Source organism: Aeromonas simiae (assembly GCF_014892695.1).
GTDB lineage: Bacteria > Pseudomonadota > Gammaproteobacteria > Enterobacterales > Aeromonadaceae > Aeromonas > Aeromonas simiae.
Genome location: NZ_CP040449.1, coordinates 1009280 through 1024668 on the forward strand (window position 1 = coordinate 1009280; position 15389 = coordinate 1024668).

10 protein-coding genes, 1 tRNA gene and 1 pseudogene are annotated in these 15389 nt (G+C 59.9%); 4 read left to right on the forward strand and 8 right to left on the reverse strand.

The window, feature by feature from the left end; translation table 11 throughout:
• Window positions 1–230 precede the first annotated feature (230 nt).
• Window positions 231–320, forward strand: a tRNA-Ser gene (locus FE240_RS04805).
• A gap of 320 nt (window positions 321–640) precedes the next feature.
• On the opposite strand, the gene FE240_RS04810 is transcribed toward FE240_RS04805, so the two are convergent.
• Together FE240_RS04810 and FE240_RS04815 are read right to left on the reverse strand one after the other, a co-directional pair.
• The gene (locus tag FE240_RS04810; protein ID WP_193003591.1) at window positions 641–3769 is read right to left on the reverse strand and encodes a multidrug efflux RND transporter permease subunit; all 3129 of its coding nucleotides are present in this window, start codon (window positions 3767–3769) and stop codon (window positions 641–643) included.
• A gap of 14 nt (window positions 3770–3783) precedes the next feature.
• On the reverse strand, window positions 3784–4941 hold the full coding sequence (locus FE240_RS04815; RefSeq protein ID WP_193003592.1) for an efflux RND transporter periplasmic adaptor subunit: 1158 nt from the start codon (window positions 4939–4941) through the stop codon (window positions 3784–3786).
• A gap of 157 nt (window positions 4942–5098) precedes the next feature.
• Here FE240_RS04815 and FE240_RS04820 point away from each other — a divergent pair, with 157 nt between their 5' ends.
• The 3 genes and pseudogenes from FE240_RS04820 to FE240_RS04830 all read left to right on the forward strand — a co-directional run.
• Window positions 5099–5827, forward strand: a complete 729-nt coding sequence (locus FE240_RS04820) for a response regulator (protein ID WP_193003593.1) — start codon at window positions 5099–5101, stop codon at window positions 5825–5827.
• Window positions 5824–6903, forward strand: a complete 1080-nt coding sequence (locus FE240_RS04825) for an ATP-binding protein (protein WP_193003594.1) — start codon at window positions 5824–5826, stop codon at window positions 6901–6903. Before FE240_RS04820 ends, FE240_RS04825 begins: the two co-directional genes overlap by 4 nt.
• A gap of 334 nt (window positions 6904–7237) precedes the next feature.
• Window positions 7238–7417 (forward strand): annotated as a pseudogene (locus tag FE240_RS04830) (IS3 family transposase); the annotation flags it as partial.
• Between the two features lie 35 nt (window positions 7418–7452).
• Here FE240_RS04830 and FE240_RS04835 read toward each other — a convergent pair.
• The 6 genes from FE240_RS04835 to FE240_RS04860 all read right to left on the reverse strand — a co-directional run bounded on the left by FE240_RS04835 (window position 7453) and on the right by FE240_RS04860 (window position 14791).
• Complete coding sequence (locus FE240_RS04835) at window positions 7453–8148, reverse strand: family 16 glycosylhydrolase (protein ID WP_193003595.1); 696 nt, start codon at window positions 8146–8148, stop codon at window positions 7453–7455.
• A 240-nt stretch (window positions 8149–8388) separates the two neighbouring features.
• Complete coding sequence (locus tag FE240_RS04840) at window positions 8389–8700, reverse strand: PTS lactose/cellobiose transporter subunit IIA (protein WP_193003596.1); 312 nt, start codon at window positions 8698–8700, stop codon at window positions 8389–8391.
• Between the two features lie 10 nt (window positions 8701–8710).
• Window positions 8711–10090: a glycoside hydrolase family 1 protein gene (locus FE240_RS04845; protein ID WP_193003597.1), complete on the reverse strand. Its 1380-nt coding sequence runs from the start codon at window positions 10088–10090 to the stop codon at window positions 8711–8713.
• A 57-nt stretch (window positions 10091–10147) separates the two neighbouring features.
• Window positions 10148–11500, reverse strand: coding sequence for a PTS sugar transporter subunit IIC (locus FE240_RS04850; RefSeq protein ID WP_193003598.1), 1353 nt, complete (start codon window positions 11498–11500; stop codon window positions 10148–10150).
• Between the two features lie 27 nt (window positions 11501–11527).
• Window positions 11528–11833, reverse strand: coding sequence for a PTS sugar transporter subunit IIB (locus FE240_RS04855; protein WP_193003599.1), 306 nt, complete (start codon window positions 11831–11833; stop codon window positions 11528–11530).
• Between the two features lie 729 nt (window positions 11834–12562).
• A complete protein-coding gene (locus FE240_RS04860) occupies window positions 12563–14791 on the reverse strand; it encodes a glycoside hydrolase family 9 protein (protein WP_226798998.1) in 2229 nt (742 codons plus the stop codon).
• Window positions 14792–15389 lie beyond the last annotated feature (598 nt).

Sequence of the window (15389 nt, forward strand, 5' to 3'; positions counted from 1 at the left end):
ATTTCTGTCTGGCTGGCGGTATCGCTCTTGGGGTGGAAAGGGGTGGGAGGATGAGGCGCCTCTGTGTAGGAGGGGCGTCCTGCGCGTGGGTGATGCTGATGCGCTGGCGCGCTTGATCCTTGGGCCGGGCAGCCTGCGGGATTGCGGTGATGAAAAAGCAGCCACTTGCTTGATCCTACAGGAAAAGTTGTTTGCTTTTTGGGAGCAGCTTGGGTAAAACATAGCGCCACGGAGAGATGCCGGAGTGGCCGAACGGGATTGACTCGAAATCAATTGTGGTAGCAATACCACCCAGGGTTCGAATCCCTGTCTCTCCGCCACATACCAAGCCCAACCTGTTGATCAGGTTGGGCTTTTTCATTTTGTGCTTTTGCTGGTATGCCACTGAGATAGGTATCGTTAGGGCGCTTTCTTGTATCGCCGAATGATAGTGCAAGGCCCCCGCTGACAATGCCAGCCATAAGCTGGCGACGGTGCGCAGGCCGCAGAGGTGGGAGCGCACCGATCGGCATGACTGGCGTTGGCGCATAGGCGGCCAGCAACACCAGCCTGCGCCGCCGAACGTCAGAGAGCATATGGGTGAGAGCGGGCAGTGCATTCGCCCCTTCACCCGACAATAAGAGGCGTGGCTACAGGGGCCTCATGGATTCCCCCGCCGCTGTGCGCGGCGGGCCTGCCAGAGCAGCAGGCGCTCTTGTCCCCCAATGATGAAGACAAAAAAGACTGGCACGAAGAAGATGGCCAGCAGGGTGGCGCTGATCATGCCGCCAAACACGCCGGTGCCGATGGCATGCTGGGTCTCCGCACTGGCGCCGCTGGCGAGCATCAAGGGCACCACACCGAGGGTGAAGGCGAGCGACGTCATCAGGATGGGGCGAAGACGCAGGCGGGCGGCGGTCACCGCCGCATCAATCAGCGTGCGCCCTTCACCGTGCAACTGGCGCGCAAACTCCACGATGAGGATGGCGTTTTTGGCCGATAGACCGATGGTGGTGATCATGCCCACCTTGAAGAAGACATCGTTGGGCATGCCGCGCAGCATCACCGCCGCCACGGCGCCGAGCAGGCCCAGCGGCACCACCAGCATCACCGAGAGCGGAATGGACCAGCTCTCGTAGAGCGCGGCCAGCACCAGGAACACCACCAACGCCGAGAGCAGCATCAACAGGGGGGCCTGCTCGGCCGACTGGCGCTCTTGCAAGGATTGCCCCGTCCAGGCGAGGGCAAAGCCCGGCGGCAATTGCGCCGCCAGTCGCTCCATCTGTGCCATCGCCGCGCCGCTGGAAACGCCGGGGGCGGCACTCCCGGAGAGACGCACGGCGGGGAAGCCCTCGAAGCGCATCATCTGCTGCGGCGACTGGCGCCATTCCGGTGTCACCACCTCCCGCAGGGGCACCATGCCGCCGCTGGCATTGCGCACCCGCAGGCCGAGCACATCATCGAGCTGCATGCGCGCCTTGGCGTCGGCTTGCAGTATGACCTGCTGCATGTGCCCGCCGTTGGGGAAGTCGTTGACGTAGAGCGACCCCATGGCCGCCGACAGGGTGCTGCTCACGCTGGTGAACGAGAGCCCCATGGCCTCGGCCTTCTGCCGGTTGATCTCGAGGTGAATGCTCTCGCCGGGGGGCAGGCTGTCGGGATAGACATCGCTCACGACCTCGCTTTGGGCGGCCAGCGCCAGCAGTTGCGCTTGGGCGGCCAGCAGCGCGGCTTCTCCCTGGTTGGCCCTGTCTTGCAAAAAGAGCGTGAAACCCGACGAGGTGCCCAGCTCGTCGATGGCGGGGGGCAGCAGGCTCATTACAGTGCCTTCCTTGCTGTTGGCCATGGCCGCCTGTGCCAGCTTCGCCTCTTCGGCCGCCGTGGCACCCTGGCGCTGATCCCACTCTTTGAGCATGGTGAAGGCCATGGCGGCATTGGGGCCGGCGCCGGAGAAGCTGAAGCCCTGTACCACCAGATTGGTGCCGAGCGCCTCGCGAGAGGCTACATGGGCCTCGAACTCTTTGATGACGGCCAGGGTGCGCTCTCTGGTGGCGCCGGTCGGTAGCTGGATGGAGGTCATGAAGTAACCCTGATCCTCGTCCGGCAGGAAAGAGGAGGGCAGGTTGGCGGCGGCGATGACCAGCACGGCGCAGAGGGCGGCAAAGGCCGCCATCATGCGTCCGCTGCGCCCGACCAGGCGGGTGACCCGAACGCCGTAGCCCGCCGTGAACCGCTCGACACCCCGGTTGAAGGCACCGAAGAAGCCGCGCTTTTCATGATGACTCGGGCTGACCGGGCGCAGCAAGGTGGCGCAGAGCGCCGGCGTCAGGGTCAGGGCGAGGAAGGCCGAAATGAGGATCGACACCGCCATCGACAGGGTGAACTGCTGGTAGATGACCCCGACCGAGCCGCTGCCGAACGCCATGGGGATGAACACCGCCGTGAGCACCAGCGTAATACCGATCACCGCCCCGGTGATCTCCTTCATGGCCCGCGATGTCGCCTCCTTGGGCGAGAGTCCCTGAGTGGCCATCAGGCGCTCGACGTTCTCCACCACCACGATGGCGTCGTCGACGATGATGCCGATGGCCAGCACCATGCCAAACATGGTCAGGGCGTTGATGGAAAAGCCGGCCAGCAGCATCACCGCGAAGGTGCCAAGCAGGGCGATGGGGGCGACGATGGCCGGGATCAGGGTGCTGCGCAGGTTTTGCAAGAAGAGGAACATCACCAGAAACACCAGCACCATGGCTTCCAGCAGGGTGTGGATCACCTTGTCGATGGAGACCTTGACGAAGGGGGCCGAGTCGAACGGGATCGAGTAGGCCATGCCCGCCGGCAGAGTGGGGGCAAGCTGGGCAAGGCGCGAGCGCACCGCATCGGCGGTGCGCACGGCGTTGGCACCGGGGGAGAGCTGGATGGCGGCGCTGGTGGCGGCCACGCCATTCTCGCGGTTGGAAAACGCGTAGGATTGTGCCCCCAGCTCGACTCGGGCCACATCACCCAGCACCAGCTTGGCGCCATCGGCGCCGGCCCGTAGCACGATGGCGGCGAACGCCTCTGGGGTCGTCAGTTGCCCCTCTACCGTGAGGGGGACCGTCAGGCGCTGTCCCGGCAGGGCGGGTTCGTCGCCGATGCGCCCCGGTGCAATCTGGATGTTCTGCTGCTCGATGGCCTGCGCCACCTCGCCGATGGTCAGACCAAAGGCGGCGAGCTTGCCCGGATCTACCCAGATGCGCATGGCCTGCTCGGCGCCGAACAGTTGCACTCGTCCCACGCCCTCGATGCGGCGCAGCTCCTGCACGATATTGCGCGCCATGTAGTCGTTCAGCGCTATCTCATCGAAGCGCCCATCCGGCGAGGTCATGCCGACCATCATCAGAAAGCCGGACGAGGCGGACTCCACTTGCAGGCCGTTTTGCCGCACCGCTTGTGGCAAGCGAGGCTCGACCCCCTTGATGCGGTTTTGTACGTCCATCTGGGCCAGCTCCGGGTCGGTGCCCGGCTTGAAGGTGGCGGTGATCTGCGCGCTGCCCGAAGCGTCCACCGACGACTCGAAGTAGAGCAGGTTTTTCACCCCAGACAGCTCGCGCTCAATCAGGCTCACCACCGCATCGTTCAGGGTCTGCGGCGTGGCGCCCGGATAGGTGGCATAGAGGGTCACCGACACCGGCGCCACCGAGGGGTAGCGGGAGATGGGCAACTTGGGGATGGCGATGACCCCCGCCAGCACGATGAAAAGGGCGATCACCCAGGCAAACACCGGGCGATGGATAAAAAACTGCGGCATGAAAACGCTCCGATTCAGCGGATGTGGGGGCTGGCTTGCTGGCCGGCAACAAGGGGTTGCCAGGGGTGGGCGATGACCTGCGCCCCTGGGGTCAGGCGCTCTATCCCTTCGATCACCACCTGCTGTCCGGCGCTGAGCCCGGATGCGATGCGGTACTGGCGCGCCACCAGCTCACCGGTTGTGACCGGCACCTGCTGTGCCTGTCCCTGGTCATTCACCACCCACACGCTGGCTTGGCCCGATGTGCGCACCACTGCCTGCTGGGGCACGCTCAGGGCGTTGGCATAGCGGGCACGGGGAATACGCGCCTGCACGTAGAGGCCGGGCAACAGGCGCCGCTCGGGATTGTCCACCAGCACCCGCAGCAGCACGTCGCCGGTTCCGGCATCCACCTCGATGCCGGAGAAGAGGATGTGCCCCTGCATGCCGAGCGGCGTGCCGTCGCTGCTAAGGATGTCCACCGTCAGTTCAGGCGCCGTCGAGCCTGCCTGCTGGCGCAGGGAGTCCAGCACCGAGGCCGGTTGACGCACATCGACGTAGACCTGATCGATCTGCTGGATCCTGGCCATGGGGGTGGTATCGGTCGGCGACACCAGGGCCCCTTCGCTTACTAGCGCCTGATCGATGCGCCCGGTGATGGGAGCCTGCACGCTGGCAAATTGCAGGTTCAGTTGGTGCCGGGCCAGGGTTGCCTTGGCCTGGGCCACATCGGCGGCCGCCTGATCCCGCTGGGAGACGGCGTCGTCATAGGTCTGGCGGCTGATGGCCTCGGTGCGCAGCAGTGGCGTCAGGCGCTCAATCTGGATGCGGGCGCGGGCCAGCACGGCCTCGGCCCGCTGCAATGCGGCGGCGGCACTGTCGACATCGGCCTTGAAGGGGGCCGGGTTTATCTGAAACAGCACGGTGCCTGCGCTGATTTCGGCGCCCTGCTCGAACAGGCGGCGCTGGACTATGCCGCTTATCTGGGCGCGAATGTCGGCGCTGCGCACCGCCGCCACCCGGGCGGGCAGATCCTCGCTGATGACCAGATCTTCTCCTGCCAGCGTCATCACCGATACCTGAGGGAGTGCCTGCGCGTCTTGCGCGTGTGGCGCCCCATCGCAACCTGCCAACCCGACTACGGTCATGACTGCGAGCAGGGCGCCCACATATCGCCGTCTGATAAACATCATCCATTCACCTCGTTAAACCGTCTCCCCGGCATGGGGTCGCCGCGAGAGCACATCGAGCGGGCATTATGGAGAGGGGCTATTGCGAATGATTTGAGGCTTTGTGGAGAATCCATGGAGGCGGTGATAAAGTTCAAACCCACCATTTTCGAGTCCGACCATGTCGTATCTTCCTGCTTCCGCCAGTCCGGCGGCCCAGTCACTGGTACTGATCGCAGAGGATGAAGCCGAGATTGCCGACATCCTCGCCGCTTACCTGCAACGTCACGGATTGCGCACTCTGCATGCCGCCGATGGCCGTGAAACCTTGGCCATGCACCAGGCATTCAAGCCCGATCTGCTGCTGCTGGATGTGCAGATGCCGCAGCTCGATGGCTGGCAGGTGCTCAGCGAGATCCGGGCCCGTGGCGACACGCCGGTGATCATGCTGACTGCCCTCGATCAAGATCTCGACAAGCTGATGGGGCTGCGTATGGGGGCGGATGACTATGTAGTCAAACCCTTCAACCCGGCGGAAGTGGTGGCCCGGGTGCAGGCGGTGCTCAGACGCAGCCTGGTGGCAAAGCAGGCCACGGCCCAGGTGCTGCGGGTCGGCCCCTTCCAGATCGATCTGGAGAGCCACGAGGCCAGCCTGTGCCGTGATGACGGGCAACAGGTGCTGGATCTGACCCTGACCGAGTTCAAGTTGCTCGCCTCCTTGATGCGGGCGCCGAAACGGGTGTTCAGCCGCGCCGAACTGCTGACCCACTGCCTGCCCGAGGGGGATACCCAGGAGCGTACGGTGGACAGCCACATCAGCAAGCTGCGCAAGAAGCTCGAAGTGCACGGCATCCATGGGGTGCCCGCCAGTGTCTGGGGCGTTGGCTATCGCTTCGGGGGCGACGCATGACATCGGCCCCCGGCCTTCGCAGGCAAATCATCCGCTCCCTGGGGCTGATGGCGCTTGGCATCATCTCCCTCGCGGTGATCGGCACCTATGTGTTCTACGCCATTGCCGTGACCTATGTGCCTGGCAGCATCTCTGAGAGCTGGCTCCCCTCCAGGGTCGAGATGATCTGGATTGGCTCGACCATTCTCATTGCACTGGGGATGGCGCTGTACGTGGCGGTGCGCCTCTCTCGGCGTATTCTGACCCCCCTTAACTCGGTGGCAAACAGCCTGCGCGAGGTGGCCGAGAGCAAACTCGACGCCCGCGTGCCGCTGGATGAACAGGCCATCGGGGAGACGGCGCAACTGGTGCGTGACTTCAACACCATGGCCGAACGGCTGCAAAGCATGACCCGCGAGCGGGAGTTCTGGAATGCCGCCATCGCCCACGAGTTGCGCACCCCGGTGACCATCTTGCGTGGCCGCTTGCAGGGGCTGGCCGAAGGGATCTTTCCACCAGAGCGTGCGCTCTTTGAAGGGCTACTGCGTCAGGTCGAGGGATTGACCCACCTGATCGAAGACCTGCGGGTGCTGAGCCTCAACGACAGCGGTCATCTGGAGCTGCAACGCTCGGAAGTCAGGCTGGCCGACGAGCTTGCCGTGGTGCTCGAGGCGTTTGCCACCCCGCTGGCTGCGAGCGGCTTCACCCTCAAGCGGGAGCTTGATGCCGAACTGCTTGTTGGTTGCGATGCTCTTCGCATCCGTCAGGCCCTGATGGCGCTGCTGGAAAATGCCCAGAAGCACGCGCTGCCGGGTATGCTGACCGTGCGCCTGCATCGCTCTGGCCCTCAGTGCGTCCTGAGCGTGGAAGACGAAGGGCCTGGCATCAGCGAGGAAGTTGCCGCCTCTATCTTCGAGGCGTTTCGCCGGGGGGATCCGTCGCGTTCGCGCAAAAGCGGCGGCAGCGGGCTCGGGCTGGCCGTGGTCAAGGCCATTACCGAGGCCCACGGCGGCAGTGCGGTTTGCCAATCCACTCAACGTGGAGGCTCGATGTTCATGCTCTCTTGGCCTGTATCGCTCAAGGCTCAGTGGCCCTGAAACACATCTTGCTGTTTAAACGGCCAATCGCGTCCCGTGGGCTCAGATCTCGCTATATCCCGCAGCGTAGGCCAGTGCCCTGATGGGCTAGCACCTCATTGTCTATGGGGTGGGGCCGGATCCCCCTACATCTTGATTTAGCATCGCAACTTGAGCGTTTGGGCTCTGGCTTAGCTATATCGCTAAGCACTGCCGAGCAGTATGGCTGTGGTCTTTGGTGGGATATTTCTTCGATGCAGTGCTGTGGGTGAGCGGGGCGATGGCCGCAGTGATCGGCCGAGCGGACAGGGGCGTAAGTCTACATCGTTGGGCTTTTTTCAAATACAAACCGCCCCTCTGTCGTGGTCTAGTCATCCTTGGGCTGCCGGTCACGGGGGAGATCAGCTTGCGGGAAGCGAAGCCGGATATCAGGGCTTATCGGATGGATGACGGGCGGCGTCCACATCAACACAACGATGGGATGCCGCCAACACATGCCGAAGATCGGCCTAACCAAGCGTCTGGATTGAGTTGACCACGCCCCCTCTCACCCAAACGTGCTAGAAAAAATCACTCCCAGGGCGTCACATTGGCGTACTTGTATTTGGCATAGACAGGCTGGCCATTGTAAGTACTGGGCGGGAAGCTCGGATTGGCGCTGATCCAGTTGTTCACAAAGAGCTGCATCCAACTGGTGACGGGGCGGCTCTCGCGGCGCACGCTCACCCATTTGTTCTGGGTGCGGCTGAAGACCTGCCAGGTGACACCCGCCTCGTCGATGTTGAAGGCGTAACGCTCCATGTTCCAGATGGACATGCCGTACTGGCCCAGATCGATGTCTTGGGGATACTGACGCCCCTGGATCCAGACGTTGGTATGGAGCAGGTTGGTGCCCCCCATCAGCTCGATATCGACTTCATAGTGAGAGCTGGTGCCTGCCTCTCCGGTGTAGGTAAAGAAGGAGCTGATGGTGCCGGGCACCGATCCTGCCTGCATCTGCACCTCATAACGACCCTTGCGGGTGTAGTTGTAGGTTCGCAGCTCAGCGCAGCTCTTATTTCCTTGGTCGGATTTTGCGTGAAGGATCGCCATGCCGGACTCCATCCAGACATTGGCGGCACGCCAGGTGCAGTCGAATTCCGACCCGCCATTGCGCCAGCCATCAGAGACCTGCCAATCCTGATTGCTCCACCACCATGCAGACGCCTGAGTGGAATATAATCCCCCTGCCAGCAGCAATACTGACATCAGTCCAAGTTTACGCATATTATCCACATTCCTATGTGTTTATTGGTGAGTGCTTTCATTGATAACAACAAGCCGCATCAGAATAGCCATAAAAAATTTGGAAACTTATACTGGTATCGCGTCATGACAGTTTCATATTTTTGAAACTGCCAGCAAAGGGTATGAAATACATGACAACTAACTGGTATAACCAGAATAAAAAAGCCACCGTATATAACGGTGGCAAAAACACGGACTCCCGATCCGATGGGTTAAATATCAGTTAGCTTGGCGGCGATAGATCTCGACCAGTTCGGTGGCCAGTTCTCGGCACAGAATGGAGGTCATCAAATGATCCTGAGCATGTACCATGACCAGCGTCATCTTGGTTTTGCCTTCGCCCTCATCGGCTTCAATCAGTTTGGTTTGTACGGCATGGGCGGCCTTGCCTGCTTCGGTGGCCTGGAGCAGCAAGGCATCCGCTTCGCTGAATTGGCCGGCGCGGGCATGACGTAGGGCTTCAAAACAGAGACTACGAGATTGGCCAGCATTGACGATGATGCCCATGACGGCTTCTTCAAGATCCAACATTTATGACTCCTTAAAATCCATTATTACGAGAAACGTCGGCGAACCATTCACCACTCTTCTTGACGGTGCGCTTCTGGCTATCCAAATCAAGGCTGATGAATCCATAACGGTTCTTGTAGGCATTCATCCAAGACCAGTTGTCAATAAAGGTCCACAAGTGATAGCCGCGGCAGTTACTTCCTTCGGCAATGGCGGTATGAATCCACTGGAGATGACCACGAATGAAGTCGATTCGATAATCATCTTTTACCTGGCCGTCTTCACCAATGAATCTGTGTTCCCCTTCGACGCCCATGCCATTTTCTGAAATATAGCTGGGGATATTTCCATAGTTGTCGCGCAGGTTGATCAATATGTCATAGATGCCGCGTTCATATATTTCCCAGCCGCGATAGGGGTTCATTTTGCGGCCCGGCATTTCATAATTTTCGAAGAACCAGTCAGGCAGGAAAGGGGTGCCCGGGTTGATGGCCGTCATGCGCGCCTTCACCCGTCGCGGCTGGTAGTAGTTGATGCCGAGCAGATCGATCTTGCCGGCGGCCAGCAGCTCGCCGTCGCCGCTTTGCACCACGGGCATCTGATCGTGTTCGCGCAGGATGTCGATCAGCTCCTGGGGATAGACCCCCTTCACTGCCGGGTCGAGGAAGGCGCGGTTGAAGAACAGGTCCGCAATGAACGAGGCCTTCAAGTCCGCCGGGTGGGAAGAGCGCGGATAGGAGGGGGTCAGGTTCAGGACGATACCGATTTGGCCGGGCAGGGAGAGTGCGCGATAGCACTTCACCGCCAGGCTGTGGGCCAGCATCATGTGATAGGCCACCTGGGCTGCCCGCTTGAAGTCCATCTGATTCGGGTAATGGAAGTCATACAGATAGCCCCCTTCCACCACCACCACGGGTTCATTGAAGGTCATCCAGCAGGCGACGCGATCACCGAACAGTTTAAAGCAGAGCTCTGCGTACTTGGCAAAAGCCGCCACGGTCTCGCGGCTCTCCCAGCCCCCTTGCTCTTGCCAGTACATCGGCATGTCGAAGTGGAACAGGCCGATGAAGGGTTTAATCCCCTTGGCCAACAGCTCGTCGATCACCTTGTTATAGAAGTCGACGGCTTCTTGGTTGACGGTGTGGCCATCGGGCAGCAGCCGGGCCCAGGAGATGGAGGTGCGAAAGCTGTTGTGGCCAATTTGTTCCATCAGTGCGATATCTTCGCGATAGCGCTCGTAGAAGGTGGAGGTGTTGGCTGGGCCGACTTGACCGTGAAAGCGGTGTGGCTCCGTTTCGAACCAGTGATCCCAGATGGTCGGTGCCTTGCCGCCCACGTTGGCAGCCCCTTCCGATTGTGCGGCCGATGAGGCGCTACCCCACCAAAAGCCTTCGGGAAATGTGTATTGCATTGTTGTTTCCTCTTGATGACCGGCGTGCGGGCGGCATGGCGCCCGCACGCCTGGCGCTTATGCCTGACTCTGAATCGGTGTGATGGTTTCTGCTTTTTCTGACCTAGCGACCTCTTCTGCTTCGGCCGTCTCGGCCTCCTGCTTGAGCAGGGTGCGTTCGTAAGCCCGCACGAAGGGGTAGTACATCAGGGCAGAGATCCCCATACAGATGAAGCACAGAATGACCGGACTTAAGGCCCAGTTGGTCGCCCAGGAGGCGCCGATGGGGGCTGGTGTGGTCCAGGCGGTCAGCATCACGACCTTCTCCACCAGACCCAGATCCACGGCGAACCAAGCCAGAATGGCGTTGATCACGGGCACCAGGATGAAAGGCAGGAAGAAGACCGGGTTCATGATGATGGGCGCACCAAACAGGATCGGCTCGTTGATGTTGAAGAACCCAGGGACCACGCCCATCCGCCCTATGGTGCGCAGGTGCACGGCGCGGCTACGCATCAGCAGGAAGGCCAAGGGCAAGGTGGAGCCCACACCGCCGATAAACAGGAAGTGATCCCAGAAACCGGGCAGGAAGGTGTGGGGAATGGCTTGGCCGGCGGCCAGGGCGGCCTGGTTGCTGGCGAGGTTGGCCATCCAGAACGGGTTCATGATGCCGGTGACGATCATGGTGCCGTGGATACCGGCAAACCAGAGGATCTGGCACAGCAGCACGGCGAGCAGCACGGCAGGCAGACTGTCAGAGGCGGCCACCAAAGGCTTGAGCATGGCCATGATCGCCTCAGGCAGAATCATGCCTGTGGTCTCTTGCAGCAACATATTGAGGGGATGCAGGGTCAGGATGATGGCCAGTACCGGGATCAGCACCTCGAAGGAGCGCGCCACCCCCATCGGCACCTGCTCGGGCAGACGGATGGTGATGTTGTTGCGCTTGAGCCAGGCATAGACCTCGGTTGAGTAGATGGCGCAGATGAGCGCGGTAAAGATGCCCTGACCGGAGAAATACTGGGTGGAGATGGTGCCGTCTTTATATTGCGCCGCCACCAGCATGAACGACATCAGGGAGAGCAGGCCCGTGGTGATGGGGTCTAGGGAGTATTGCTTGGCCAGGCTGGATGCGACGCCCACCGAGATAAAGACCGTCATCAGCCCCATGCTCATGTTGAAGGGCAACATGAGTTCGGCCCGATAGGTGTTGGAAAAATCGAGCCAGGCTCTGGCAAAGCCCCAGGTGGTTTCGCTGGAGATGGGGGGGAAGATGAAAACCAACATGAAGCTGCCGACGATCATAAATGGCAGCGCGGCAATAAAGCCGTCACGGATGGCCAGCACATAGCGCTGCTGGCCCAGTTTTCCTGCTAATGGGCCGATCCGCTGTTCGATCAACTTGACCAGCATCCCATAGAGTGAACTCATAGTGTGTGTCCTTCCTTGTCAGCACGTTTAACCAATCAGGGATAGGGCGTAGTCCAGCACCTTGTCACCGCGCTGCATGCCGTAATCCATCATGTCGATAGGTTGTACCTTGATCCCGTAAGCGGCAGCCTTAGCTTGCAATTCGGGTTGCATGTATTTGATCTGGGGCCCCAGCAAGACCACTTGGTAGCGCGGCATCTGATCATCAAACTCCGATGCGCCAAAGGCCTTGATCTCGGCTGACAAACCCCGTTTTTCGGCTTCCACCTGCATTTTTTTCACCAGCAGGCTGGTGGACATTCCGGCAGAGCAGCAAAGCATGATTTTTTTCATGACCATTCCTCAGTGGTTAAGTTGAGTTAACTATAGAACGACACAACAAAATGGGAAATCGATTTCATGAATGGGTGTTTGTAATTGTGATTCCGATCACTTTGGTGGTGTAGCTGCGCCTGGTGATTGCATTTAACTCGTTATATATCAGTCATATATGTTTTGTTTCTCAAAGGACAAGTTGGCGCGCCATGGGTTTTGGTTTCTTGAAACATCGATTTCAAGGCGCCCTATTCTCAGTGTCTATCACGCTCAGTGGTTGGGTCTGCTTTTTATACGAAACCGCAGGCACTCTGCCGGTATAGTGGTGACGCAAGGAGGGGGCCTACATGGGACAAGTGCCTTGCCTCTGGGCTTACCTTGCTCTTTGAGGTTTTCACGCCGTCTTAGGTGAGGTGGGCTCATCTTAGGGCGGCCCTCTTTTCTGAGTGCATGGTGAGGGACGGATCAGAACAGAGCAGAACAGAACAAAACAAAACAGAGGAGGGCGCTGGATGCGCTGATCTGAACGCTACCGTGTAGCCCAAGGAATATGGACATAGCCAGGCCTTAGACGAGCGGTGGGGGAGGGGGCGGCGCGAGGGGGATATCAGCAGATCGGTGGGGGATGCATGAAGGGGAAGACAATCGCAGAGCGAAGAGATAGCAAAACTCAGGATGAGTCTGGGACAAGGTCGGCAGGGGAGTGAAAAAAATGCTCCGTCACGGGGACGGAGCATGGGAAGAGGTTTAACGGGTCAATCCGCCTTCATCCAGAACGCTAAGGGCCCAGAGGAAAGGGGCATTCCAGTTGATTGTCACCTCGTTGAGGGTCCAGGCACCAATCTCATCTTTCCAGCAGGTTTGGCCGGTGCACTTGCCCTTGAGGGTGGAGGCAACGGGATCGCTGAAGTTGATGGAGTTCGGGCCACCCGACATCACGCCCGGCGGTACCAAGGGGGATGCAGGGTCGATGGGGTGAGCCCAGAACCTGTGGTGCGGGTTTTTCAGCGGACGGCTGCCGTAACCCGAGACATAGGACTGATCGAGCGGGTTGCGACCTAGCACATAGTCCATGGCGTCAGACATGGCTTGCAGGTATTTGCGCTCACCCGTGAAATCGTGCGCCAGCCCGAGGAAGATACTGCGGTTCATCAGGTTGGAGTTAGAGCCCCAGGGGTATTCGGTAGCCTGATAGGGGATAAGGTAACCCTCTGTCGCTACGCTCTTCTGGTAGCCGTCAGCGGCGGCGATGATGGCGGCGCGCGCCTTCTCCACTTCCTGTTTGCCCAGCGTGTTGGGCACCATGGCCAGGGTGATGGTCCCTGCGCTGCTGAGATCCTGCCAGTAGAGATCACCGCTTGCGCTGCGATCCCCCTTGGGGGCGGCCAGATAGAGAGGGGACTGCTGGACGGCCTGCTTGTACTCGGCCTTGCCGGTGGTGGCAAACAGCTCGGCGGCGGCCCAGTAGAATTCGTCCTTCAGTTGGGTGTCATCGTAGGGACCGGATCCCACAAAGTTGTCATAGGCATAGACGTTCGGATGACGGTTGGCTGCCTTCCAGGCCCGTTCGGCTGCCTGTAGGCTGCGCTGTGCGAAGGCCGGATCCCGATCTTTCCATACGCGGGCAGACTGGGCGGCGGTGGCCGCTAGGTTCAGGGTCGCAGCCGTGCTGGGGTGACTGAGAAAACGGGGCTGCGGATCTTTGTGGGGAGGCAGCGGCATCCCGGTCCAGGCTTCATCGGCGACCTTGTGAAAGACCATGCCGGAGGCATCGATCTCGGTCAGTGTCAGGTTGTCGAGCTGCTTGGACTGATCGCCTACCGGTACCCAGACCTTCTTGCCTTCAGGCACCTGCATGGCGAGGAAGAACTCCATCATCCAGCGGGACTCGTCCAGCAGATCGTTGTGGCCGTTGTGCTGTTCCGGGATCTTGGCCTTGCCGTCGGCAAAGGCGCTCTTGTCACCCTCTTTCGCCAGTTGCTCCCGCTCATAGAGGTTCATCAAGGTCCACACCGAGATACCGCCGTTGACCACGTACTTGCCCTGATCGCCGGCGTCGTACCAGCCGCCGGTCACATCCAGGGTGAAGTCACAGCCAGGCCACTGGTTACCCTTGGCATCTTGCTTGTTAAAGCAGGTCACCTTCTCGGGGCTGTGTCCTGCCGGGCGGGCGAGATCGGGGCGCTGGACATACTTGGCCTCGATGTCGATGCCGCTGCGCTGTTGATAGAAGAAGGAGAGGGCGTCGAATTTCATGGTGTGATAAATGTCATCACCGATGCTGAACGGATGGCTCTTCTGGCCTGCGACCTCCAGCACCAGGCCGGTGGCCGGGGCGGTGACCTGACTGAAGTCGGCGATCTGCACATTTTCCCCGGAGGCGGCATTCAGGCCAAAGGGCGTGGTCTTGCCTTCGGCGATGGCCTCACCCTGGGCATTGCGCAGGACCCAGGGGAGCGAGTCCTTGCTGTCAGTAGCGATGGTCGCCCGTTTCAGTGCCTTGCTCAGGTAGCCGACTTGGTTGACGCGCACGCTGGCCAGATCCGATTTCTTGACCAAGGATGGGCCCGAGAGCGTGGCTTCACCGATGCAGACGGTGGTCGGTGTCTGGGTGCCCATCTGGAGTTGGAACTGGGTCTTCTCGTCCGTGGCGGAGGGCGTGAACTGGATATCGAACGGCTTGGGGGTGCTGCTGAGGGCGAGGTCCTGCACCATGTAGTTGGTGTAAGGGGCGCCATCATGCTGGATCAGGGCCTTGACGTTGATGTTGCTCTTGGCCATGGCAGTGAAATGGAGCTTGTAGGTTTGCCCTTGCACCAAGCCGAGGTTGGACTGGCCCAGGATGACGTCCCAGGGATTGGCGCCCGACTCGGTGAAGGTGAGGCAGCCCATCTGGTTCTCGGCGTTCAGGGTGCCCCCGGCCGCCCACCAGCCATCGGTTCCTTGGAAGCCCCCGTTGGTCAGCAATTCACCCACAGGTCCGGCAGATGCCGAGGAGGCACCTGATGCCCCTGCGCTGGGCAGGGAGCAGCCATGCAAGCCAATGACGCAAGACATGGCGAGCGTCAGGGCACTAAGCCGAGATATTTTCATTGTTACCCCTTTGATCACAGACGGAAATAATGGCGTCGATTTTTGCTCTCGTGCTGAAAACGGCCGAGTCATCCTGCGGCCCGTATTTCACTTTCAAGATTCACACACAGCCTTGAGTGGAAATCGATTTCACAAATCAAGTAACAGTAAAGTTTGTGGCAAATCAAGTTTGCTTTTATGAACTGTGATGGGGGCTACAAATTTTCGTTTATTGATATATCCATGTGCATAATCGGAGTTCTTTTGAATCCTTTTTATTTCCCTCCCTTTTCCACACGTTTGGCCATGTCGGTGCCACTCTCGGCAACGAATGCCGCGAAGTGATGTGAGTGCATTATTGTATCTTGTTGATTTTATGATTTTTTATTTTGCTTTCTTCGTTCTTCTTCTCATGTTTTCCGCCCCGAAAGGCTATTTTACTGGCGCGAAGTAGCCTGGGCTTTGTGAGCGGTATCACTATTTTCTCTATCGGTATGCTTTT